At 33.3% G+C, this 23418-nt stretch carries 28 protein-coding genes; 24 read left to right on the plus strand and 4 right to left on the minus strand.

The features are described 5' to 3' along the window. The first annotated feature begins 100 nt into the window (after positions 1 to 100). A complete protein-coding gene (gene purD, locus H4V97_RS09745; RefSeq protein WP_209549597.1) occupies positions 101 to 1375 on the plus strand; it encodes a phosphoribosylamine--glycine ligase in 1275 nt (424 codons plus the stop codon). 30 nt (positions 1376 to 1405) lie between these two features. Here the strand turns inward: purD and H4V97_RS09750 are convergent, their stop codons facing one another. Continuing rightward, positions 1406 to 1636 carry a DUF6341 family protein gene (locus H4V97_RS09750; RefSeq protein ID WP_196851158.1) on the minus strand — a complete coding sequence of 77 codons (231 nt, stop codon included), beginning with the start codon at positions 1634 to 1636 and terminating at the stop codon, positions 1406 to 1408. Positions 1637 to 1779: 143 nt separating this feature from the next. Here H4V97_RS09750 and H4V97_RS09755 point away from each other — a divergent pair, with 143 nt between their 5' ends. Then, positions 1780 to 2709: a DUF6427 family protein gene (locus H4V97_RS09755; RefSeq protein WP_209549598.1), complete on the plus strand. Its 930-nt coding sequence runs from the start codon at positions 1780 to 1782 to the stop codon at positions 2707 to 2709. Here the strand turns inward: H4V97_RS09755 and upp are convergent. Continuing rightward, the gene (upp, locus tag H4V97_RS09760) at positions 2704 to 3357 is read right to left on the minus strand and encodes a uracil phosphoribosyltransferase (RefSeq protein WP_209549599.1); all 654 of its coding nucleotides are present in this window, start codon (positions 3355 to 3357) and stop codon (positions 2704 to 2706) included. The two genes, H4V97_RS09755 and upp, sit on opposite strands and share 6 nt — an antisense overlap. An 87-nt stretch (positions 3358 to 3444) precedes the next feature. Between upp and H4V97_RS09765 the strand changes: the two genes are divergently transcribed. Both H4V97_RS09765 and H4V97_RS09770 read left to right on the plus strand, forming a co-directional pair. Next, positions 3445 to 4050 carry a DUF4254 domain-containing protein gene (locus H4V97_RS09765; protein WP_209549600.1) on the plus strand — a complete coding sequence of 202 codons (606 nt, stop codon included), beginning with the start codon at positions 3445 to 3447 and terminating at the stop codon, positions 4048 to 4050. Between the two features lie 44 nt (positions 4051 to 4094). Beyond that, the gene (locus tag H4V97_RS09770; RefSeq protein WP_209549601.1) at positions 4095 to 5114 is read left to right on the plus strand and encodes a glycosyltransferase family 9 protein; all 1020 of its coding nucleotides are present in this window, start codon (positions 4095 to 4097) and stop codon (positions 5112 to 5114) included. A 47-nt stretch (positions 5115 to 5161) separates the two neighbouring features. Here the strand turns inward: H4V97_RS09770 and H4V97_RS09775 are convergent, their stop codons facing one another. Further along, positions 5162 to 5470: a hypothetical protein gene (locus tag H4V97_RS09775; RefSeq protein ID WP_209549602.1), complete on the minus strand. Its 309-nt coding sequence runs from the start codon at positions 5468 to 5470 to the stop codon at positions 5162 to 5164. 102 nt (positions 5471 to 5572) lie between these two features. After that, complete coding sequence (locus H4V97_RS09780; protein ID WP_209549603.1) at positions 5573 to 6625, minus strand: ferredoxin--NADP reductase; 1053 nt, start codon at positions 6623 to 6625, stop codon at positions 5573 to 5575. Between the two features lie 152 nt (positions 6626 to 6777). Between H4V97_RS09780 and H4V97_RS09785 the strand changes: the two genes are divergently transcribed. From H4V97_RS09785 to H4V97_RS09880, 20 genes are all read left to right on the plus strand, one after another. Then, positions 6778 to 7113, plus strand: a complete 336-nt coding sequence (locus H4V97_RS09785) for a PadR family transcriptional regulator (protein ID WP_209549604.1) — start codon at positions 6778 to 6780, stop codon at positions 7111 to 7113. Positions 7114 to 7149: 36 nt separating this feature from the next. Continuing rightward, complete coding sequence (locus H4V97_RS09790; RefSeq protein WP_209549605.1) at positions 7150 to 7815, plus strand: hypothetical protein; 666 nt, start codon at positions 7150 to 7152, stop codon at positions 7813 to 7815. Positions 7816 to 7817: 2 nt separating this feature from the next. Further along, positions 7818 to 7967: a hypothetical protein gene (locus H4V97_RS09795; protein ID WP_209549606.1), complete on the plus strand. Its 150-nt coding sequence runs from the start codon at positions 7818 to 7820 to the stop codon at positions 7965 to 7967. A 78-nt stretch (positions 7968 to 8045) separates the two neighbouring features. Next, the gene (locus H4V97_RS09800; RefSeq protein WP_209549607.1) at positions 8046 to 8357 is read left to right on the plus strand and encodes a GIY-YIG nuclease family protein; all 312 of its coding nucleotides are present in this window, start codon (positions 8046 to 8048) and stop codon (positions 8355 to 8357) included. An 89-nt stretch (positions 8358 to 8446) separates the two neighbouring features. Further along, a complete protein-coding gene (locus H4V97_RS09805) occupies positions 8447 to 9154 on the plus strand; it encodes a hypothetical protein (RefSeq protein WP_209549608.1) in 708 nt (235 codons plus the stop codon). 47 nt (positions 9155 to 9201) lie between these two features. Further along, positions 9202 to 10665: a DUF5687 family protein gene (locus tag H4V97_RS09810; protein ID WP_209549609.1), complete on the plus strand. Its 1464-nt coding sequence runs from the start codon at positions 9202 to 9204 to the stop codon at positions 10663 to 10665. A 43-nt stretch (positions 10666 to 10708) separates the two neighbouring features. Beyond that, complete coding sequence (locus tag H4V97_RS09815) at positions 10709 to 11404, plus strand: ABC transporter ATP-binding protein (protein WP_196851145.1); 696 nt, start codon at positions 10709 to 10711, stop codon at positions 11402 to 11404. A 391-nt stretch (positions 11405 to 11795) separates the two neighbouring features. Continuing rightward, positions 11796 to 14420 carry a tetratricopeptide repeat protein gene (locus tag H4V97_RS09820; protein ID WP_209549610.1) on the plus strand — a complete coding sequence of 875 codons (2625 nt, stop codon included), beginning with the start codon at positions 11796 to 11798 and terminating at the stop codon, positions 14418 to 14420. 2 nt (positions 14421 to 14422) lie between these two features. Next, positions 14423 to 14830: a polymer-forming cytoskeletal protein gene (locus tag H4V97_RS09825; protein ID WP_209549611.1), complete on the plus strand. Its 408-nt coding sequence runs from the start codon at positions 14423 to 14425 to the stop codon at positions 14828 to 14830. After that, positions 14799 to 15026, plus strand: coding sequence for an AtpZ/AtpI family protein (locus tag H4V97_RS09830; RefSeq protein WP_196851192.1), 228 nt, complete (start codon positions 14799 to 14801; stop codon positions 15024 to 15026). The genes H4V97_RS09825 and H4V97_RS09830 overlap by 32 nt, the downstream gene beginning before the upstream one ends. 71 nt (positions 15027 to 15097) lie before the next feature. Further along, positions 15098 to 15490, plus strand: a complete 393-nt coding sequence (locus H4V97_RS09835; RefSeq protein ID WP_196851142.1) for a hypothetical protein — start codon at positions 15098 to 15100, stop codon at positions 15488 to 15490. Between the two features lie 121 nt (positions 15491 to 15611). Further along, positions 15612 to 16766 (plus strand): F0F1 ATP synthase subunit A, encoded by a 1155-nt coding sequence (atpB, locus tag H4V97_RS09840; protein WP_196851141.1) that lies wholly within the window; start codon positions 15612 to 15614, stop codon positions 16764 to 16766. Positions 16767 to 16882: 116 nt separating this feature from the next. After that, positions 16883 to 17074, plus strand: a complete 192-nt coding sequence (atpE, locus tag H4V97_RS09845; protein WP_007136870.1) for an ATP synthase F0 subunit C — start codon at positions 16883 to 16885, stop codon at positions 17072 to 17074. Positions 17075 to 17199: 125 nt separating this feature from the next. After that, complete coding sequence (locus tag H4V97_RS09850) at positions 17200 to 17700, plus strand: F0F1 ATP synthase subunit B (RefSeq protein WP_209549612.1); 501 nt, start codon at positions 17200 to 17202, stop codon at positions 17698 to 17700. Positions 17701 to 17702: 2 nt separating this feature from the next. Continuing rightward, complete coding sequence (gene atpH / locus H4V97_RS09855) at positions 17703 to 18236, plus strand: ATP synthase F1 subunit delta (RefSeq protein ID WP_209549613.1); 534 nt, start codon at positions 17703 to 17705, stop codon at positions 18234 to 18236. Between the two features lie 38 nt (positions 18237 to 18274). After that, positions 18275 to 19852, plus strand: coding sequence for a F0F1 ATP synthase subunit alpha (atpA, locus tag H4V97_RS09860; protein WP_073209437.1), 1578 nt, complete (start codon positions 18275 to 18277; stop codon positions 19850 to 19852). 83 nt (positions 19853 to 19935) lie between these two features. Then, positions 19936 to 20796 carry an ATP synthase F1 subunit gamma gene (gene atpG, locus H4V97_RS09865; protein ID WP_196851138.1) on the plus strand — a complete coding sequence of 287 codons (861 nt, stop codon included), beginning with the start codon at positions 19936 to 19938 and terminating at the stop codon, positions 20794 to 20796. A 93-nt stretch (positions 20797 to 20889) separates the two neighbouring features. Beyond that, on the plus strand, positions 20890 to 21333 hold the full coding sequence (locus H4V97_RS09870; RefSeq protein WP_209549614.1) for a GNAT family N-acetyltransferase: 444 nt from the start codon (positions 20890 to 20892) through the stop codon (positions 21331 to 21333). Positions 21334 to 21344: 11 nt separating this feature from the next. Next, positions 21345 to 21842, plus strand: coding sequence for a hypothetical protein (locus tag H4V97_RS09875; protein ID WP_209549615.1), 498 nt, complete (start codon positions 21345 to 21347; stop codon positions 21840 to 21842). Positions 21843 to 21879: 37 nt separating this feature from the next. Further along, a complete protein-coding gene (locus tag H4V97_RS09880; RefSeq protein WP_209549616.1) occupies positions 21880 to 23346 on the plus strand; it encodes a lipopolysaccharide biosynthesis protein in 1467 nt (488 codons plus the stop codon). Positions 23347 to 23418 lie beyond the last annotated feature (72 nt).

A 23418-nucleotide genomic window follows, 5' to 3' on the forward strand; every position in this document is an offset into this window, starting at 1 on the left:
CTAACGTCAAAAGTAAGTAAAAAAAATTATTATTTCAGCCTAAAACCAACTATTTTTGCACCATCCTCCAAAAGGTGGATACACAACTAAAAACTACACCATGACAATTTTACTACTGGGTTCCGGCGGAAGAGAACATGCTTTTGCATGGAAAATGATTCAAAGCCCACTTTGTGACAAACTTTTTGTAGCACCGGGAAATGCTGGTACCGCTTCAATCGCAACTAATGTTGATATGAGCCCAACTGATTTTCACGCTATAAAAACGTTCGTGATTCAGGAAAAAGTAGCGATGGTTGTTGTAGGTCCAGAAGATCCATTAGTAAAAGGAATTTACGATTTCTTTCTTAACGATGATGATTTGAAACATATTCCAGTTATTGGTCCATCAAAAATAGGTGCGCAATTAGAAGGAAGTAAAGAATTTGCCAAAGAATTTTTGATTAAACATAATATTCCTACAGCCGCTTACGATAGTTTTACTGCTGAAACGGTTGAAAATGGATGTAAATTTCTTGAAACCTTGCAACCGCCTTATGTTTTGAAAGCAGATGGATTAGCAGCAGGAAAAGGTGTTTTGATTATTCAGGATTTGGCAGAAGCCAAAGAAGAATTACGAAACATGTTGGTTCACCAAAAATTTGGCGCAGCTAGTTCAAAAGTGGTTATCGAAGAATTCCTTGACGGAATAGAATTAAGTTGTTTTGTGCTGACTGACGGGAAAAGTTATAAAATTCTGCCAACGGCTAAAGATTACAAACGCATTGGTGAAGGCGACACGGGGTTAAATACAGGCGGAATGGGAGCAGTTTCTCCAGTTCCTTATGTTGACGCTGTTTTGATGGAGAAAATAGAAACTCGCATCGTAAAACCTACAATCGAAGGTTTTCAAAAAGATGGAATTCCGTACAAGGGATTTGTTTTTATTGGTTTAATCAATGTGAAAAACGAACCAATCGTAATTGAATACAACGTGAGAATGGGTGATCCGGAAACCGAAGTGGTTATTCCTAGATTGAAAACGGATTTAGTTGAATTATTTTTGGCTGTAGCCAATGAAAAACTAGATGAGATTACGCTGGAAGTTGACGAAAGAAGCGCTACTACAATAATGGTTGTTTCTGGTGGATATCCAGAAGAATTTGAAAAAGGAAAAGTAATTCAAGGATTAGAAAATATTACCGATTCGATTGTATTTCATGCGGGAACAAAATTAGTCAACGGCAATGTTGTGTCTAATGGAGGAAGGGTTTTGACCGTAACTTCTTATGGAAATAATTTTGAAGAGGCCATAAAAAAATCTTACCAAAACATAGATAAACTTTGCTTTGATAAGATGTATTTTAGAAAAGATATTGGAAATGATTTAAAATAGTTTCCAATTATCGTTCACTTTTTTTAAATATTATTTTAAAAAAGAGTGAGCGGTAGTATCTTGGTTTTCTTCACCATTGTCTTGATGTAATTTCAATTGCAAAATCCAATAGACCATTGCTGCTGCGCAAATAATCATGAAAATCCAGTTGATAGTACTAGCTACAAACCAAGATTTCAGTTCTAAAGCGCGTAAAAAGTCAAGAGGAGCAAATAAAATGTTTACAAATAAGTATTCTATTCCTTCGAAAAATGCTTTCATAATGTATAAAATTAATTTTATTAATTGTTTTTAAAGGTTTCAGATTACAAAAAAGTTCATTTTCAATAATAATCTTTTGAACTTGCAGCCTTTCCTTTTAAACAAGTATTATATTTACAATCACAAAAGTATAAAATATCCTTATGATAACAAGTGTTTTTAAAAAATCTACTCCATTAAATTTATCTTTGGTCGTAATTTTAATACTGGTTTTCTTTTTAATGTATCAGTTTCAGGATCTTTCTTGGATGGGCTCGGGTATTTTAATTTTGAAAAAAGTAACAATCTTAGGTGTTTTATTAGCCTCAGTTTTAATTACAAATTTCGTTGCAAAGAAAAATGGATTGAGTAAAGACAGTAGCTACACCATTTTTTTTTATCTTTTATTCCTACTTTTTTTCCCCTCTGTACTCGATAATTTGAACCTCGTTGTTTCAAATTTCTTTATTCTATTGGCACTTCGGAGATTGATTTCTTTACAATCACTGAAAGCTTCCACAGAAAAAATATTCGATGCTTCATTATGGATTTTTGTAGCTGCTTTATTTCATTTTTGGAGTATTCTATTTATTATACTTGTATTTATTTCCATACTTTTTCATGTTTCCAGCGAGTTTAGAAATTGGGTATTACCTTTTATCGCATTTTTTATAGTGGGAATTATTTCTTTGCTTTTATCTATGGTTTTCAATGTGAGTATGATTGAATTCATAAATAGAAACGTGGCAACAACTTTTGAGATCAATTATTTCACTAACAATTATCAAAATGCCGCTTTATCCATTTATGCTACTATAGCCTTGTTTTTTGTAATATCTATGTTTGCGACCTTATCACACAGACCGGTACTTTTGCATACTTCATTCAAAAAAATTATAGTTTCATTTTTTATTGGAGTATTAATTTTTGTGGTTTCAGCAAATAAAAGCAATGATTTATTGCTGTTTACGTTTGCCCCTTTGGCAATAATGGCAACAAGTCACATTGAAACACCACAATCAAAGTTAAGTCAAGAAATAGCATTAGTTGTACTTATTGCTTGTAGTTTGTTTACTTTTTTCTCGCAATTATAATTTTTGTCCAAAAGCTAAATCTCCGGCATCTCCAAGTCCTGGAACAATATAACTTTTCTCATCTAGCTTTTCGTCTAAGGTGGCAATCCAAAGATGACAATTTTCAGGCAACTGTTTTTCAAGATGAGCAATACCTTCTGGCGCAGCAATAACAACAGCGATATGAATTTCTTTCGGGCTTCCTCGTTCCATTAATCGATTGAAAACAGCAACTATGGATTGTCCCGTAGCAAGCATGGGATCAATCAATATTACATTTTTATTATTGATATTAGCAACTGCTTGATACTCGACTTTAATTTCAAAATTAGCATCATTGTTAGGATGATGTCTGTAGGCTGAAATGAAACCATTTTCGGCACTGTCAAAATAGTTTAAAAAACCGATATGCAATGGTAAGCCAGCGCGTAGAATGGAGCATAAAACCAACTGATCCTTAATTTCTGTGGTTTTTTTAATGCCAAGTGGTGTTTGGATTTCGATGTCTTTAAAGTGCAATTCTTTACTCAATTCATAGGCCATTATTTCACCTATTCTTTCAATATTTCTTCGAAAACGCATGCTGTCATTATGAACATTGATGTTTCTGATTTGCCCTAAAAAATGATTCAGAACACTATTGTTTTCTGATAAAATATGAATTTGCATGATTTGAATTTTGGAATTAAACTTCTAAAGTTTTTTTTATACCATAAAAGTATAAAAAGTATCTTTGTATTTATAAAATATAAAAATATGTTTTCAAAATTAGCTTATTCCGTATTCGAACAAAGTATTAAGGATTATCATCAATTTGATAATGTAGATCAGCCTATAAACAATCCTTTTCCTAAAGATAAATTCGAACATTTATTATACCTGAAAAATTGGATTGACACCGTACAATGGCATTTTGAGGATATTATTCGTGACCCAAATATTGACCCTGTAGCCGCTTTGACATTGAAAAGAAGAATCGACGCTTCTAACCAGGAACGAACTGATATGGTAGAATATATTGATGGTTATTTCCTTCAAAAATACAGCAACGTAAAGGTAAAAGAGAATGCAAAAATCAACTCTGAAAGTCCTGCTTGGGCATTTGACCGATTGTCTATTTTAGCTTTAAAAATTTATCATATGAATGAAGAAGCCACTCGTGCTGAAGCTTCCCAAGATCACAGAGATAAATGTCAGGCAAAATTGAACATTTTACTGGAGCAAAGATCAGATTTGTCAACTGCAATCGATGACTTATTAACAGACATTGAAAAAGGAGACAAATTCATGAAAGTTTACAAACAAATGAAAATGTACAATGATGATGAATTAAATCCTGTTTTGTACCAAAACAAGAAGTAATTCGCATTTTTAAATTGCCTAAAAAAATCCAACATATAGCCGTCATGAGACTTTCCGCAATGGGAGATGTCGCCATGACGGTTCCTGTTTTACGGGCTTTTGTAAATCAGTATCCTGAGGTTAAAATCACGGTGGTTTGCAGACCATTTTTCAAACCTTTTTTTGATTTCATTCCCAATGTTTCTTTTTTTGCTTTCGATGAAAAAGAGCGGCATAAAGGAATTGCAGGATTGTTGCGATTGTTCCAAGATTTAAAAAAGCTGGATATCGACGCTTTTGCCGATTTGCACAACGTTCTGCGTTCTAAAATTGTCAGATCGCTTTTTGCCTTGAGCGGAAAAAAAGTGGCTTCAGTTGACAAAGGAAGAGCGGAGAAAAAAGCATTGACGCAGGAAGAGAATAAAGTTTTCAAGCAATTACCCACAATGTTTGAGAGACATGCAAAAGTATTCGAAGCGCTAGGATTTCCTATAGATTTGTTATCCCGAAGTCTCGGGACAGCATTTCCCGAAAAAGCCGTTTTAAGTCCAGAAATTCTAACTTTAATTGGTGATAAAAGCCAAAAACTAATTGGAATTGCTCCTTTTGCGCAATACGACTCTAAAGTCTATCCGTTGGATTTAATGGAACAAGTCATAGCCGAATTGGCTTTAGACAAAAACAATACAATCTTGCTTTTTGGAGGCGGTAAAAAGGAAATCGGAATTTTAAATACGCTTTCCAATACTAAAGAAAACGTCATTAATATGGCGGGTAAAATCAAATTTCAGCAAGAACTGCAACTCATCAGTAATCTGGATGTTATGCTTTCCATGGATTCCGGAAATGCGCATATTGCGGCAATGCTTGGTGTGAAAGTTGTTACGCTTTGGGGCGCAACGCATCCGTATGCGGGATTTTTGCCTTTCAACCAACCGATGGAAAATGCTTTGGTTTCGGATAGAAACCTGTTTCCTAAATTACCAACTTCGGTGTACGGAAACAAAAAAGTGGAAGGTTATGAAGAGGCGATGAGAACGATTTTACCAGAGCAAGTAGTTTTCAGAATTCAGTCAGTGTTGTAGATTTGTTGTTATGACAGTATTATTCAATCTGAATTATACTATTGGATTCACAGCCAAATTCCATTTTCTCTACATCTTACAATTAAAAAACGCTTTAGATTAGAAATTGATTCCTCAAAATCAGGCGGTTCTAATCCAAAACGTAAAAATTCTTTTTGTTGTTTTTCGGTTTCTTCACACGCTTTTATAATTTCTTTGAGCATGTCAAGCATAATCAATTGTTTGTTCTCGTTTTGCTTAAATTTTAAATCGACCAATTCATCTTGCAATTTTTCACAATATTCCAAAAGTTGTTCCACTTCTATTTCGTCTAGAAGATGAGGGTTATTTTTAAAAAGTTCGCGAGGTTTTTTCATGGGGTTTGATCTCTAATTTAAAAATTCCAAGCTGGATGTTCAAAATTAAAAAGATTGAATATCCAACTTGGAACTTCGAACAATGAATGAATTCAGGTATTCCTAAACATCATCATAATCTATATAAACACTGGCAGAAGTTGGATGCGCTTGACAAGTAAGAATCAGTCCTTCGGCAATTTCACCATCGGTCAGAATAGAGTTTTTAGTCATTTCTGCAGTTCCAGACGTCACTCTTGCTAAACAACTGCTGCATATTCCTCCTTGACAGGAATAAGGAGCGTCAATTCCTTGTTTTAAAGCGGCTTCCAGAATTGTCTGTTTTTTTGACATGTCAAAAGTCGTTTCTTCATCATCCACCATCACGGTAATTTTTGTATGACCTTCTAAGTTTTCTTTTATTGCATTCTCAGTGGAAGAAGTAGTAAAAAGCTCAAATTTTATAGCGGATTCTTTTACGTTTTTTTCTTTTAAAACAGAACTTACTAGATTAATCATTTCTTCTGGACCACACAAATAGAACTTATCAAATTCCAGTTCTTTGTGTTTGTTACTTAAAACAAAATTAACTGCTGCTTTTTCTATGCGTCCAAATAATGCATTTTCTGCTTTGGCTTGACTGAAAACATAATGCACAAAAAAGCGCCCGACATATTGTAATTGTAAATCGTGTAATTCTTGAAAAAAGATAGTTTCCTCAGGAGATTTATTACCGTAAACAAGCACAAAAGAACTTTTAGGTTCGTTTTTCAAAACCGACTTCAAAATTGATAGAACCGGAGTGATCCCACTTCCTGCCACAAAAGCAACATAATTTTTTTGTCGTTCGGCTTGAGGATCAAATGTGAATTTTCCTTCTGGTGTTCCTACTTCTAGGGCGTCACCCGCTTTAAGTTTTGTATTTGCAAATTGAGAGAAAGCTCCATTTTTTACCGCTTTCACCGCAATTCGTAATTCCCCGCTTTCTGGTGAAGAACAAATCGAGTAGGCACGACGAATTTCTTGTCCGTCTAGTGTTAACCTTAAATTTAAGTATTGACCCGCAATAAATGAATAGTTGGGTTTTAATTCTGCAGGGACGTTAAAAAGTATGGAAACGGCATCTTTGGTTTCGCGTTTTACTTCTTTTATAATGAGTTTTAAAAAGGACGACATGTGATTATTTTTTTACAAAGATAGTAAACCGATATGTTTTCTAAAAGTGATAAATTTTGAAATTTTTATACCTAATTTAATTATGTATAAGATTCTTATGTATATTTGTGTTCTAAACTTGAGCTTGCTTCGTGCCTCGCAATGACAAAAAAATGAAAAATTCACAATTATACAAGGGAAGTTTGAATACCATCATCATGAAATTGCTGGAAGAAAATGGTAAGATGTATGGTTATGAAATCACTCAAAAAGTAAAAGCAATTACCCAAGGCGAACTCAATATTACTGAGGGCGCTTTGTATCCGGCCTTGCATAAACTGGAAGCTGAAGGCATACTGGATGTGGAGATTGAAAAAGTGGACAACCGAATGCGGAAATATTATAAATTAACTGAAAAAGGGACCACAGAAACCGTAAACCGACTCTCAGAACTGGAAGATTTTATCAGAAACATGCAGAGTTTAGTAAATCCCAAATTAGAATTTTAATTTTTTTAGAAATCAGATTGAACTAGAAATTATACCATGAAATTAACCACAGAACAAATCACCCAAATAGAAGAAACTTTAGTTTTAAACGGTCTTAATTATGACGACATAAAACTAGAAGTTACGGATCATATTGCTTCAGAAATAGAATTTTTAATGGAAGAAAACGGACTTTCCTTTGATGAAAATTTAAAAATTGTTTTAGAAAAATGGAAACCACAATTACAGCCTTCCTTTTCTGGATTAATTGGTTTTACAAACCCTAGAATAATGACTGCTAAATGCCATAAAATAGTAAAAAGGCAATTGTTGATCGTAATTTCAATTTCTGCTTTGATTGCCGTTTCATTACTGTTATTTGCTAGAAATGCAAGTTATGTAACAGTTCCAACAAATATTCAACAAGTTTTAAAATCGTTTGTTCTTGCCGAATTTTGTTCGGTTGTTTTGGCTTGGGGTTTAATTCAAACATCAAAACGACAAACAACGTATAGTTATTTGATGAAGAAAAAGAGCTTAGGCCTCATCATCTTTCTTTTTATGTTAGGAATTGGTTTGTTTCCAGTACGATTGAATCATCAAGATGCTAAAATTGCTTTTGTATCTGTTTTTTTTGCAATAATTTATGTTTTACTCACGGGAATTTATCTGCAACTTGCCTATAAACATTTTCAATTTGAAAAAAAATTATCAAATCTTTAAAGATGAAATTAACCACAGAACAAATCACCCAAATAGATGAAACTCTAATTTTAAACAGTCTAAAACATGACGACATAAAACTAGAAGTTACGGATCATATTGCTTCAGAAATAGAGTTTTTGAAAACGCAACGAAGCTCAAGTATCAAGTAATAAACTCATATAAAATTGTCATGCTGAGGAACGAAGCATCTCCACAAAATTGGCAAATCATCTTTAAAACAAATGAATATGATAGAATTTCAAGAAGGTAACCATACTTATTATGTTTATATTCTGACGAATAAAGCTAAAACTGTTTTGTATACTGGCGTTACAAATAATTTAAAAATTCGATTAAAGCAGCACAAAGAATCCTTGAATCCTAATTCGTTTACAGCCAAATATAATGTTCATTATTTGTTGTATTTCGAAAAATTTACTTGGATTCAATTAGCAATTGCCAAAGAAAAAGAAATTAAAGGCTGGAAAAAAGACAAGAAGATTACATTAATTAAAACAATTAACCCTGCGTTAAATTTTTTGGACCACTGTTTTGATTAACCAAGCAGAGATGCTTCGTTCCTCAGCATGACAAAAGAAGTAAGAAAATCTTAAGCGACAAATAACTTTCAAGAATACCAAAACATAACATGAAACTAACCACCTCACAAATAGATCAACTCTTTACCTTCACCCGCCAGCATTTTGTAGAATGGTATGACTTGCAATCAGAACTAGTGGATCATTTAGCGAATGCCATTGAAACCGAATGGCAAGAAAATCCTAAACTTACTTTTGACGAAGCTTTGAACAAGGAATTTAAGAAGTTTGGCGTTTTTGGTTTTATGGATGTAGTGGAAAAACGACAAGCCGTTTTGGGTAAAAAATACAACGGTTTGGTTTGGCAACATTTTAAAGATTTTTTTGGCATCCCAAAGATTGTATTGACGATTGCTATGACGCTAGTTTTATACAGTATTCTCAAAATAAGTCGGTACAACGAATGGAGTTTTATCGGGTTTTACCTCATTTTGATTGGGTTTACATTTTACGAAATTTTCAAAAACAATAAAATCAAAAAAAGAAAAAAGCAAACCAAAGAAAAAAGATGGCTTTTTGAAGAAATAATAAATCAATATAGAAGTTTTTCAGGCGTTATCATTTTTCCATTTAACTTCTTCGTTTCAATCTTTAATCATTCCGAAAAGTATTTGGGTAATGACATCTGGACACTAGGTTTGAGTTTCTTTCTGGTAGTTCTTGGTCTGCTGATTTTCATCATTTTTAAAATTATTCCATCCAAGGCAGAAGACTATTTACAAACTACCTATCCCGAATATAAATTAGAAAAGCTGTAACATTTTTCCGTCTTTATCTACTTACAATAAAACCAAACCACTAAATTATGTTTAAACGTTTTATTTATCTCGAATGGAAGGCTTTTACAAGATCAGCTTCTTTCGCAACTAATTTGGGACTAAAAATTCTAATGTTCTTTCTTATTGCTTATTTTTCTGTGGCTTTCTTGGCCTTGGGAATTGGAGCATTTTACATTCTTAAGGAAATGAAACTTGATCCATTAGTAACGGTAAATAAGTTTTTGATTTATTACTTTTTAATGGATTTAATAATTCGTCTTTTGTTACAGGCTATTCCGGTAATGAACATTAGACCGTTATTAATTTTACCAATAAAAAAACCAACAATTGTGCATTTCTCTTTGGGAAAGACAATCTTGTCCTTTTTTAATATCGTTCATGTTTTTTTCTTTATTCCGTTTACGATTGTTTTGATTATCGAAGGATATGATGTCTTGAGCGCGGTAATTTGGTATTTGGCAATGGTTTCATTAATTTACATAAATAATTTTCTCAATATTTTATTGAATAACAAAGACCATTTGTTTGCGATTTTCGTGGGAGTTGTACTTGTTTTAGGAGGTTGTCAATATTATAAAGTTTTTGATATTACCAATTATACTTCTTTGTTTTTCGATGCATTGTTTCATACAAAATGGATGTTTCTGCTTCCTGTTTTGGTTTTAATCGGATTATATTATTTCACTTTCCATTTTTTTAAAAATAATTTATACTTAGATGCGGGACTTTCGACTAAAAACAAAATTGCCAAAACCGAGGATTTGACTTGGTTAAACCAATTTGGTACTTTGGGAACGTTCTTAAAAAACGACATCAAATTAATCAAAAGAAACAAAAGATCGAAAACCACCGTTATCATGAGTGTGGTGTTTTTATTTTATGGATTGTTATTTTTTAAAACGAATGGTTTATATAATCCGGTGATGCACATTTTTGCGGGAATTTTTGTCTCGGGAGGATTCTTATTCACCTTCGGTCAATTTGTACCGAGTTGGGACAGCGCTTATTATCCGCTGATGATGACACAAAACATTCCTTACAAAGGATATTTGAGTTCAAAATGGTGGCTGATTGTGATCGCAACGTTTATTTCGACAATTTTAGCGTCGTTTTATTTGTATTTTGGTTGGCAGGTGTACCTTACAATTGTTGTCGGGGCGATTTATAACATTGGAGTAAATTCGCACTTGGTACTTCTTGCCGGCGCTTACACGAAAACACCAATAGATTTAGATTCTACTAAAGGCGCTTTTGGCGATAAAAAAGCATTTAATGTAAACACAATGTTGATTTCACTTCCAAAATTGCTGCTGCCTTTGGGACTTTATTGGATTGGTTCCAAAATTATGGATCCCAATTTAGGATTGGCGTTGGTAGCCATTGCAGGATTAATAGGTTTTGCTTTGAAAGATAAAGTATTCTCCCTAATTGAAAAAATCTATAAAACCGAAAAATATAAAACCATTGATGCTTACAAGCAGAAATCATAAAAACCGTCTATCTAATATCGTATTTCTAAAATCGTAAATCAAAATGATACAAGTAAACAACCTTTCAAAAACATATAACGGAACTACAGTTCTAAACATTGAAACGCTTGAGATTCCAAAAGGACAAAGCTTTGGTTTAGTAGGAAATAATGGAGCCGGAAAAACTACTTTTTTCAGTTTGTTATTGGATTTAATCCAGCCTTCAACGGGAAATATTATCAATAATAATGTTCAAGTAAATACGAGTGAAAACTGGAAACCGTTTACCGCTTCTTTTCTGGACGAAAGCTTTTTAATAGGTTACTTAACACCCGAAGAATACTTTTATTTCATTGGCGATTTACGTGGTCAAAACAAAGCCGATATTGATGCATTGCTGGCTAAACATGAAGAGTTTTTTAACGGTGAAATCCTTAAAAACAAAAAATATTTACGCGATTTGTCCAAAGGAAACCAAAAGAAAGTGGGGATTATTGCTACGCTTATTGGAAATCCGGAAGTGGTAATTCTAGACGAACCCTTTGCTAATTTAGATCCAACGACGGTAAATAGATTAAAGAAAATCATCAAAGAACTGGCTGAAAATCCCGAAATTACTGTTCTGGTTTCAAGTCATGATTTATTGCATACGGTGGAGGTTTGCGATAGAATTGTAGCACTAAACAAAGGAGAAATTGTAAAAGATATTCAAACCTCCAGAGAGACACTTCAAGAACTGGAAATGTTTTTTGCAGTTTAAAATTTAAATTAGCGAGTATATATAAAACAGTTTACCGCTAATTCGCTAATTACATTTATTAATTCGCGAATTAGCGGTTTATTTTTAGTAAGTCAAATCAAAATTTATAGCATTCAAGCCTGGAAGAATTTATTTTGGGCGTGACCCGGAAAAAAAAATTCCGGGTCGGGCTTTTGTTTCAATTAAAATATCATAAGGGAATCTTTACCTAAAACAGCAATAATAAATACCTAACAGCCACTGGCTGTTCTCCTCTTAATCTCAAATCTCACGCAAAAGCACAGATCAAAAAGAAACCTAATAATTTCCACACTATCAAAAAGAAACGTATTTTTACAAGTCATTATACTAAAAAGTATTTTTGAAAGTTAATTGATAAAAACGTTTACCATTGAAAACCAATACATTTAGACAACTATTTTCTATAGGATTTTTGCTCTTTTTGATAGCATGTTCTACCAAGAAGGATACTTTTTTGGCTAGAAAATCCCATGCTTTAAGTACTAAATACAACATTTTATACAACGGTCAAATAGGACTGGATAAAGGTGTAGTAGGTATAAAAGCCGGCAGCCGCGATAATTTTTGGAAACGTTTGCCAATTGAAAAAATGCAAATGAAAGAAGAGTTCGTTGCAGGAGAAAAACCCAAAAATGCTGATTTTGAATTGGCGGAAAGCAAAGCCACAAAGGCAATTCAGAAACATTCGATGAACATTGACGGAAGAGAAAAAAATAGCCAAATTGATGAAGCCTATTTATTGCTTGGTAAATCTCGATATTACGACCAAAGATTTGTTCCCGCATTAGACGCGTTCAATTACATCTTATACAAATATCCAAACAGTAGCAATATTTACGAGGCCAAAATTTGGCGTGAAAAAACCAACATGCGTTTAGGAAATGATGCATTGGTGGTTAAAAATATATCCAAACTTCTAGACGAACAAAAACTAAGCAATCAGGTTGTGGCAAATGCCAATGCACTTTTATCAGAAGCTTTCTTGAATTTGGAGGAAAAAGACAGTGCAGTAGCAAAACTAAAAATAGCCGAAAAGTACACCAAAGTAAAAGCTGAAAAAGCCAGATATCGTTTTATACTGGGACAATTGTATGAAGAACTAGGGAAAAAAGATAGCGCAATATACAGCTACCAGTCCGTTATTGACATGAAAAGAAAAGTGGCAAGAGAATATGTTATTCAATCCCAAGTCAAAAAAGCACAACTGTTTGATTATGAAAAAGGAGATACCACGTCTTTTGTAAATACATTCAATAAGCTACTTGCAGATCGAGAAAACCGACCTTTTTTAGATGTAATTTATTACCAAATGGGTGTTTTTCATGATAAAAACAACAACCAGAAACAAGCGTTAAAATATTACAACTCTTCACTTAAAAAAGCAACCACAGACCAATATTTAATTGCGTCAAATTACCGAAATTTAGGAAATATGTATTTCAAAAATACGGATTATCCTGTGGCTGCTAAATATTACGACAGTACGTTAGTAAAACTGGATATTAAAACTAGAGAATACCTTTCGATTCAAAAAACCAGAAAAAATTTAGATGAAGTTATAGAATACGAATCTATTGCCAAAAGAAATGACAGTATTATTAACGTCGCTTCTTTGTCGGAAACGGATCGTGTTTTATATTTTGAAAAATACATTGATACTTTAAAAAAATCGGATGAAAAGAAGAAAATTTCAGAAGAGAAAGAAAAAGTAAGAATTGAAACGATAGAAAGAAATACTAAACCCACTACAATTGATGCAGCTGTTGCGGGGCAAGATATAGGAAAGCCCAAAAAAGCATCCTTGTCACCTCCTTCCATTGCGGATGTTGCCAGTAATCAAGCCAGCGCATTCTATTTTTATAATCCTACCACCGTATCCTTTGGAAAAGTGGAATTTAAAAAATTATGGGGAGAACGGTCTTTGGGTGGAAATTGGCGATTGTCCACCACTAAAAATAGTGTAACCGTGAATGACACTTTAAATGGGAATAAAATACCGACAGATAATAAAGTAGCAGCGGAAAATATAATTGAAAAATACTCGACTGATTTTTATATAAAACAACTTCCAAAATCAAAAGCGGAATTAGACAGTATTGTAAAAGAACGCAATTTTGTCTATTACCAACTTGGTGTTGTTTATAAAGAAAAATTCAAAGAATACAATTTAGCGAGCAGTAAATTAGAGCAATTATTGACGTACAATCCGGAGGAAAAACTAGTGCTTCCTTCGATGTACAACTTGTTTAAAATTTACCAGATTACTGATGCAAACAAAGCCGAAGAAATGAGAAAAAGAATATCTTCTCAATACCCGGATTCTCGCTATGCGCAAATTATAAACAATACAAATTTGAATGAGGCTGCAGCCAATGCAACTCCAGAAAGCGAATATAACAAATGGTATAAGCTATATAAGGAAGGAAACTATGCTGTTGTTTTAGAAAAATCAGATGCACTGATTAGTCAGTTTTCCGGGGACGAAATTGTGTCTAAATTTGAATTGCTTAAAGCAAATACTATTGGAAAACTAAGAGGATTAATTGCCTATAAAAACGCATTGCAATATGTGGCGGATAATTATCCAAATAGTGAGGAAGGCAAAAATGCACAAGAAATAGTGACGACTCAAATCCCATTTTTGGAACAAATGAGTTTTAATACCACGGATACCAAAAACTGGAAAATTCTTTATAAAGTTGGGAATCGAGAAGATAAAAACACTAAAATAATAGAAGAAAAAATCAAGAAATTAATCTCAGACGAAAATTATCAAAACCTGACTTATTCGTATGATGTATATACCGAAAAAGAAAATTTCATAACCATTCATGGGATTAATTCTGAAGTTTATGCAAATGCAATAACTAGAACTTTAAAAGAAGATAAAAAATATAAGCTGGAGGAACCTGCTATTGTAGTTTCTAATGATAACTACAAAGTAATTCAAATCAAGAAAAGTCTTGAAGTGTATTTAGCACCCAAAAATCCTTAGCCATGTTTGATAAAAAACCAAAATCGTACACGGATCTTTTAGGAAAAACCAACAGAATAGTGGAAGGAACCACTATAAATGGAGATATTGTTTCTCAGGCAGATTTTAGATTGGATGGAGCATTAAACGGAAATTTTCAATCCAGCGGAAAAATAGTTATTGGGCCAGCAGGAAGTGTTACAGGAGATATTATTTGCAAAAATGCAGACATTGAAGGTAAATTTGACGGCAAGATTCAAGTGACAGAAATCCTGAATGTAAAATCTAAAGCAAGTATTCACGGCGAAGTCATCTGTGGGAAATTAGCAGTAGAGCCTGGTGCTGATTTTAGCGCCTCTTGTACCATGAAAACCAATATAAAAAATCTAATGCTAAATGATGGACAACAAACCCAACAAAAAACAAGCTAGTAAATGGATTGCCTTGATTAATATCCCAATTCAAATGGGGGTAATCATCTTTCTGTTTTCTTACCTTGGGAATTGGTTAGATGAAAATCATCCTAGTCCTAAATTATATTACAATAAAATTCTGATTATGATTGGTGTCGCATTAGCCTTATACAATGTTATACGACAAGTAAAGGAAATCAACAAATCAGAGTAAATCCCCATAGAACAAATCTAAATCCCCAGAAGACCAAGAGTCGTTTTGACTTTTTGGTAAAATATAATCTAATGAATTTTAAAAATTACAAACCGGTACTGAATTTATTGTTGTTAACAGTGGTAGCTTATGCACTCCATAAAACTATTTTTTATAGTTTCAATATATATGATGCAGCATTTCATTATTCGCTAGAAACGCTTTATTTAATATTTTCAGTGTTATCCATTATTGTCCTTGTCGTTTTGTTGAAGGTAAAAGAACGAAGTTTTGACAATGTTGGAATGTCATTTCTACTCAGCACAAGTGTTAAAATGGTGGTTTGTTATTTGATTTTAAGGCCGGTATTGCAAGCCTCAAGTCAGAATAATGGCATTGAGAAAAAGAATTTTTTCGCAATGTTTATTCTCTTTTTAGCAATGGAAACCATTCTTACAATACGAATATTAAACAAAAATCAATAAACAAGGAGTTTTATAAGCAGAATGTCCGAAAAATAATTTTTTATATGCTTTTGAATATTAATAAAAAATGTACCTTTGCACCAAATTTTAGAAACGTAATAAATTAAGATATTTAACTGTTATGGTGATTTCAAACAAACCGCTTAGATTTATAATAGCGACTTTAGTAGCCTGTCTTCCTTTAATTAGTTTTGCAAATCCGCAAGTGGATTCTGTGAAAGTACAAACGGAAGTTGCTCTTTCAGCAACGGAAAAAAGCCAGGAAGAAGCTCATGCTGAACCAACGGATGTTAAATCTAAAATCAGAGCATTTATTGGTCATCACGTTTTAGATTCTCATGATTTTACTTTCTTTTCAGATGAAGTAGAAGGAAAACATTACGGTTTTTCTTTACCTGTTATTCTTTGGGATAATGGATTGCAATTTTTCTCCTCTTCTAAATTTGAACATGGTGAAGCAGTAGCTGAGTCCAATGGGAATTTCTACAAAATAAACCATCACGACGGTAAAATATACAAAACTGATGCTTCGGGAACAATAACTGAGAACGAAGAAACAGGTCATCCAACAAACGTTCGTCCAATCGATTTCTCTATTACAAAAACGGTTTTTTCTATACTATTGGCTTCCCTAATAATGTTTTTATTATTCACTGGTTTAGCAAAATCATATTCCAAAAACAAAGGAATTGCTTCTGGAGTTGGAAGAATATTTGAGCCGGTTGTTTTATACATCCGTGATGAAATTGCTATTCCAAACATTGGTGAAAAACACTATAAGAAATACATGAGTTATTTATTGACCATATTTTTCTTTGTTTTATTCTTGAACATATTTGGATTGATGCCTTTCGGAATTAATGTAACTGGAAATTTAACCGTTACATTTGCATTGGCAATCCTGACATTTTTAATTACAAACCTTACGGCAAATAAAAATTACTGGGGTCATATTTTCTGGATGCCTGGAGTGCCTAAAGCGATGCGAATAATTTTGGCTCCTATTGAATTGTTAGGAATTTTTATTAAACCTTTTTCATTGATGATACGTTTGTATGCAAATATTTTTGCAGGTCATATTGTACTGATGAGTATTATTGGTTTAATGTTTATTTTCAAAAGCTGGTTAGGAAGTAGTTTGTCTTTTGGATTGTCATTCGTGCTTTCCATACTTGAAATATTGGTAGCTTTTTTACAAGCGTATATTTTCACCATGTTATCTGCTTTGTACTTTGGTTCAGCTGTAGAAGAGCATCATCACGAGGAAGCTCATTAATTTGTCGAAAGTCAAATGTCGAAAGTTTAAAAGTCACGGTAATAATGGACTTTAGACTTTAAGACATTACAACTTTAGACTCAAAAAAAGAATGTTTAATTTTTAATATATATATTATGCAAATTCCAACTATTGTAGGAGCAGGGTTAATTGTAATCGGAGCAGGTTTAGGTATTGGTAGAATTGGTGGTTCAGCAATGGACGCTATTGCTCGTCAACCAGAAGCTTCTGGAAAAATCCAAACAGCTATGCTTATCGCAGCTGCACTTATTGAAGGTATTGGTTTCGCTGCGTTGTTCGCATCTTAATTAAAACTTAAAAAACAATAGTTGCAACGGTTGGTTGTAACTATTGTTTTTAAAATTAAAACATTACCAATTGCTTTTTTATGAGCAATTAAAAAATCATAATTTAAAATTTATAATTATATATAATGGATAAGTTAATAAATCAGTTTGAGTTAGGTTTGTTCGTTTGGCAAGTATTAATATTTGTTGGATTAATATTCTTATTGAAAAAATTCGCTTGGAAACCAATTCTTGATGCAGTTAATGATAGAGAAGAAGGAATCAAAAATGCACTACTTTCTGCTGAAAATGCTAGAAAAGAAATGCAAAATCTTCAAGCTGACAATCAACGTATTTTACAAGAAGCAAGATTAGAGCGTGACAACATGCTTAAAGATGCTCGTGAAATGAAAGAGAAAATGGTTGCTGATGCTAAAAATGAAGCGCAAGTTCAAGGTCTGAAAATGATTGAACAAGCAAAAGCAGCAATCGAAGGTGAAAAAAATGCAGCTATGGCTGAATTGAAATTACAAGTTTCTACTTTGTCATTGAGTATTGCAGAAAAATTATTGAAAGACGAATTGTCTAACAAAGAAGCTCAAACTAAATTAGTTGTTCAACTGTTAGGTGACGTAAAACTGAACTAATTATGGCAAGTACAAGAGCAGCAATTCGTTATGCAACAGCAATTTTAGATTTGGCAAACTCAAAAGGTGTTGCTGAAGTTGTGAATAACGATATGAAATTGATTGCTTCAACAATCAACGGGAACTTGGAATTGAGTACTTTTATTCAAAATCCAACTTTGAAAGTTGAGGTTAAAGAGAAAGCACTTTTAGAAGTTTTTGCAGGTATTGATGTAGTTACTCAGGGGTTATTTCATTTGTTATTTGAAAACAAAAGATTCGAAATTCTAGAAGGTATCGCTACAGAATACAGTAAATTATCTGACGTGATGAACGGTATTGAAGTAGCTAAAGTTACTACAGCCATTCCTATGGATGATGCATTAGAAGCTAAAGTTAAAGCTAAAATTGCAACCCTTTCAGATAAGAAAATTACAATTGAAAATATAGTAGATGCTTCTATCATAGGAGGGTTTATTCTAAGAATAGGCGACAAGCAGTATAATGCTTCAATTGCCAACAGATTACAAGTATTAAAAAGAGAGTTAAGTAATTAGTTTTATTGCACATTTAAGTGTCTAAATTATAAATTAAGATGGCGGAAATCAAACCTGCTGAAATTTCAGCAATATTAAGAAAGCAAGTAGAAGGTTTTGAATCTGGTGCTACACTAGAAGAAGTAGGAACAGTACTTCAAGTTGGAGATGGTATTGCTCGTGTTTACGGGCTTTCTAATGTTCAATACGGAGAATTAGTAGAGTTTGACAATGGATTAGAAGCTATTGTTTTGAATCTTGAAGAAGACAATGTAGGTGTGGTACTTTTAGGACCATCAACAGGAATCAAAGAAGGTTCAACTGCTAAAAGAACACAACGTATTGCTTCTCTTAAAGTAGGAGAACAAATGGTAGGTCGTGTAGTAAACACTCTTGGTTTTCCAATTGATGGAAAAGGACCAATAGGTGGAGATTTATACGAGATGCCTTTGGAAAGAAAAGCTCCTGGAGTTATCTTCCGTCAACCAGTTACTGAGCCATTACAAACAGGTATTAAAGCAGTAGATGCTATGATTCCAGTTGGTCGTGGACAACGTGAGCTAGTTATTGGTGACCGTCAAACAGGTAAATCAACTGTTTGTATCGATACTATCTTAAATCAAAAAGAATTTTACGATGCAGGAAAACCTGTATTTTGTATATATGTTGCAATTGGGCAAAAAGCTTCAACTGTAGCAGGAATTGCTAAAATGTTAGAAGAAAAAGGTGCAATGGCTTACACCATAATTGTTGCAGCTAACGCTTCTGATCCAGCTCCTATGCAAGTGTATGCTCCTTTCGCAGGTGCTGCAATTGGAGAATATTTTAGAGATTCAGGTCGTCCAGCTTTAATTGTTTATGATGATTTATCTAAACAAGCGGTTGCGTATCGTGAAGTTTCTCTTTTATTGAGAAGACCACCGGGACGTGAAGCATATCCTGGAGACGTTTTTTACTTACACAGTCGTTTATTAGAGCGTGCTTGTAAAGTAATCGCAGATGATGGAATTGCTAAAAACATGAATGATTTACCAGATTCATTGAAATCAATTGTAAAAGGTGGTGGTTCATTGACTGCTTTACCAATTATTGAAACTCAAGCTGGTGACGTTTCTGCATATATCCCAACAAACGTAATTTCGATTACAGATGGTCAAATTTTCCTTGATGGAGATTTGTTTAACTCTGGGGTTCGTCCAGCGATTAACGTAGGTATTTCGGTATCTCGTGTTGGTGGAAATGCACAAATTAAATCAATGAAAAAAGTGGCTGGTACATTAAAACTAGATCAAGCACAATTCCGTGAATTGGAAGCGTTTGCTAAATTTGGTTCTGATTTAGATGCTGTTACTTTAAACGTAATTGAAAAAGGAAAAAGAAACGTTGAAATCTTGAAACAAGGTTTGAACGATCCTTATACTGTTGAAGACCAAGTTGCAATTATCTATGCTGGTTCTAAAAACTTATTGAGAAATGTTCCTGTGAACAAAGTAAGAGAATTTGAGAAAGATTTCTTGGAATTCTTGAACAACAAACACAGAGCTACTCTTGATGCGTTGAAAGCAGGAAAATTAACAGACGAAATTACAGATGTAATCGAAACTGTAGCAAAAGAATTATCAGCAAAATATAACTAAAAAGTACTAAGTAAGGAGTATTAAGTATCTAGATTTTCTAGGTACTTAATACTTAATACTTAAATCTTCATACTTACAAAACAATGGCAAATTTAAAGGAAATCCGTAATAGAATTACTTCCGTTTCATCTACGATGCAAATTACATCGGCAATGAAAATGGTTTCTGCAGCAAAGCTAAAGAAAGCACAAGATGCAATCACAGCAATGCGCCCTTATGCCGAAAAATTAACGGAATTATTGCAAAATCTTTCTGCTACACTAGAAGGTGATGCGGGCGGAGAGTTTACAACACAACGTGAAATCAAGAAAGTATTACTTGTTGTAGTAACTTCTAATAGAGGTTTGGCAGGTGCTTTTAACACGAATGCAATTAAAGAAGCTAAAAATCGTGCAGCCTTTTACGAAGGTAAACAAGTGGATATTTTTGCTATTGGAAAAAAAGGAAATGATGTTTTGAGTAAAACGCTTTCAGTTGTTGATAATCAAAGTGCTATTTTTGACACCTTGACTTTTGACAATGTAGCTTTAATTTCAGACATGTTGACTCAGAAGTTTGTTTCTGGTGAATATGACAAAATCGAATTGATTTACAATCAGTTTAAAAATGCAGCGACACAAATCGTTCAAACAGAACAATTTTTGCCACTTGCACCTATTAAATCGGATAAACCAGTTTCTACTGGAGATTATATTTTTGAACCTTCAAAAGAAGAGATTGTATTGACTTTGATTCCAAAATCATTGAAAACACAATTGTACAAAGGGATTCGTGATTCGTTTGCATCAGAACACGGCGCTCGTATGACCGCAATGCACAAAGCAACGGATAACGCAACTGAATTGAGAAATCAATTAAAACTGACTTACAATAAAGCGCGTCAGGCTTCGATTACTAATGAGATCCTAGAGATTGTTGGTGGAGCGGAAGCATTGAACGGATAAGAAAAATAGTATCTAATATATTTAAGAGGTATGCTAAGGCGTACCTCTTTTTTTTTGATTAAATTTATAGCGTAAAACAATAGTAGATTTAGAATGAAATTAGAAATTAAAGAACTGACTACAAAAGAGGAAATGCTAGCCCAATTTGAAGTAATGCAGCATTTATATACCAAATTTACTTTAGAAAAGTATGAATCCTACCTTACTGAGATGATTCCGCATAATTACAAGCAAGTAGCTGTCTTTGAAGGTGATGTTTGTGTCGGTATTTCGGGATTATGGTCGGGAACTAAACTCTGGTCGGGCAAGTATTTAGAAATAGATAATTTCATTGTTCATCCTGATCATCGTTCGAAAGGTATTGGTAAAATGATGACCGATTATATTGATGCTAAGGCAAAAGAGACGGGCTGTACGATGATTGTTTTGGATGCTTTTACTGGAAATTACACGGCACACCGTTTTTATTACAACCAAGGCTATGTTCCAAAAGGGTTTCATTTCTTAAAAATATTAAATGAAGAAGGATTAAGCTAAAGCTCCGAGCTATGAAAACTTATTTAAATATTTTATTTTTTTTATTAATTGTAATTAGTTTGGCTTTTTGCGCTTCAAAAGGTGATTTGCAAACTATATTTCCACAAAAAATAAAATCGGTTTATTACCAAAGAATAATTGGTGGGCGGGAGCAAGCAGGAAACGGAACTAATTTTTATATCGAATTTTACGTTCCATTGTCCAAAGATATTCAGTTGGTTAAAATCTATTTTCAAAATCAGGAGGTTAGTTTTGAACAAGTAAATGGAACTAGTTTTGTAGCTCATTTGTATTCAAAAAATAGAATGCCAGATTTGATTTTAGACAGTGATAGCATTAAAGAATACGGGAATCAAGCTCCTACTATTACTAAGCCAAAATTTGCTTTGAAACCAACTGCTGCACTATTGGAATATAAAAGTAACGGAAAAGCCCGTTTTTTCAAACTCAACAACCCCAAAGAAAAGCCAATGATTAGCGATCCAAGTATGATTAAACCAAAGAAATAGTTATTTTTGTTTTCTTAATATTAATAGACATACTATTTTGGGATTATATAAAAATCTTTTTAAACAGACTGTTATTTATGGATTAGCGACTGTCATTCCTCGAATGTTCAGTTTTCTTTTAGTCCCACTCTACACCGATTTATTGCCAACTGCAGAATATGGAAAAGTATCCATAATTTTTGCGTATATGATTTTCTTCAATGTCATTCTTGCGTATGGAATGGAAACCGCTTTTTTCAGGTTTTACAATAAAGAAGCAGATAAAAAAGTAGTTGTAGAAACCACAATGGTTTCTATTTTTTGGACCTCAATTTCGTTTTTACTGCTTGGAATTGTATATCGAAACACTTTAGCTCAATGGTCAGGGATAGATGTACAATATATAACTTACACGATTTGGATTTTAGTGTTGGATGCTTTGGTAATCGTGCCGTTTTCTAGGTTACGTGCTTATCAAAAACCAATGGTTTATTCCGCAATAAAAATTGGAAATGTTCTTGTCAATCTTACTTTAAGCGTTTTCTTTTTGTTGTACTTGCCCAAGATTGCTGAAGCTGCACCTGCTAGTTTTTTAGGTTCTTTATTTATAGATAATTTCCAAATAGGTTATATTTTCCTAGCAAATATCATTGCCAGTTTATTAACATTTATTGTTCTATCACCCGATTATTTTCTATTAAAATGGAAATTCGACTTTGAACTGTGGAAGAAGATGATGCGTTATGGTTTGCCAATAATGATAGCTGGAATCGCTTTTGCCATTAATGAACAGTTTGATAAAATCCTTCTTGGAAGATGGTTGCCCGCAAACATTGCTGCAACCGAAGTTGGAATCTATTCCGCCTGTTATAAACTTGGATTGTTTATGGTTTTGTATAGAACCGCGTATACTTTAGGAATTGAACCTTTCTTTTTTAGTCATTCTTCTGATAAAAATGCGCCTCAAACCTATGCCACGGTAACCAAATATTTTGTGATTTTTGGTTCTTTTATTTTATTATCGGTAATTGTTTTTGCAGATATTTTTAAACAATTTATGATTCGGGATTCTTCGTATTGGGAAGCCATGAAAGTCGTTCCGCTGATTATTTTGGCTAATTTTTTCTTGGGAATTTACACGAACCTTTCCGTTTGGTACAAACTAATCGACAAAACATATATCGGGGCTTATATCTCCATTGTTGGCGCGATTGTGACATTGGTACTGAATTACCTTTTAATCCCCACAATGAGTTATATGGGGTCTGCTATTGCTACAATTGCGGCTTACGGAAGCATGATGTTAATTTCTTATTACCTAGGAAATAAATACTACCCGATTCCCTATGATGCCAAAAAAATAGGAGGTTATCTTGCTTTATCAATAGGATTTTCGGCAGTTTCATTCTATGGATTCAGAGAGAATTATTATGTTGGAATTTCATTATTACTGGCATTCCTATATTTCATATATTACAATGAAAAAGAAACCTTAACCCGAATTTTAAACAGTAAAAAGAATTAAATTTATAGTAATGAATTTTAGGAGTAATTTCCGGTCTCGTACTGAAGACAACATTACAAACTTTGTATTCTA

This window comes from Flavobacterium sp. CG_23.5 (genome assembly GCF_017875765.1).
Taxonomy (GTDB): Bacteria; Bacteroidota; Bacteroidia; order Flavobacteriales; family Flavobacteriaceae; genus Flavobacterium.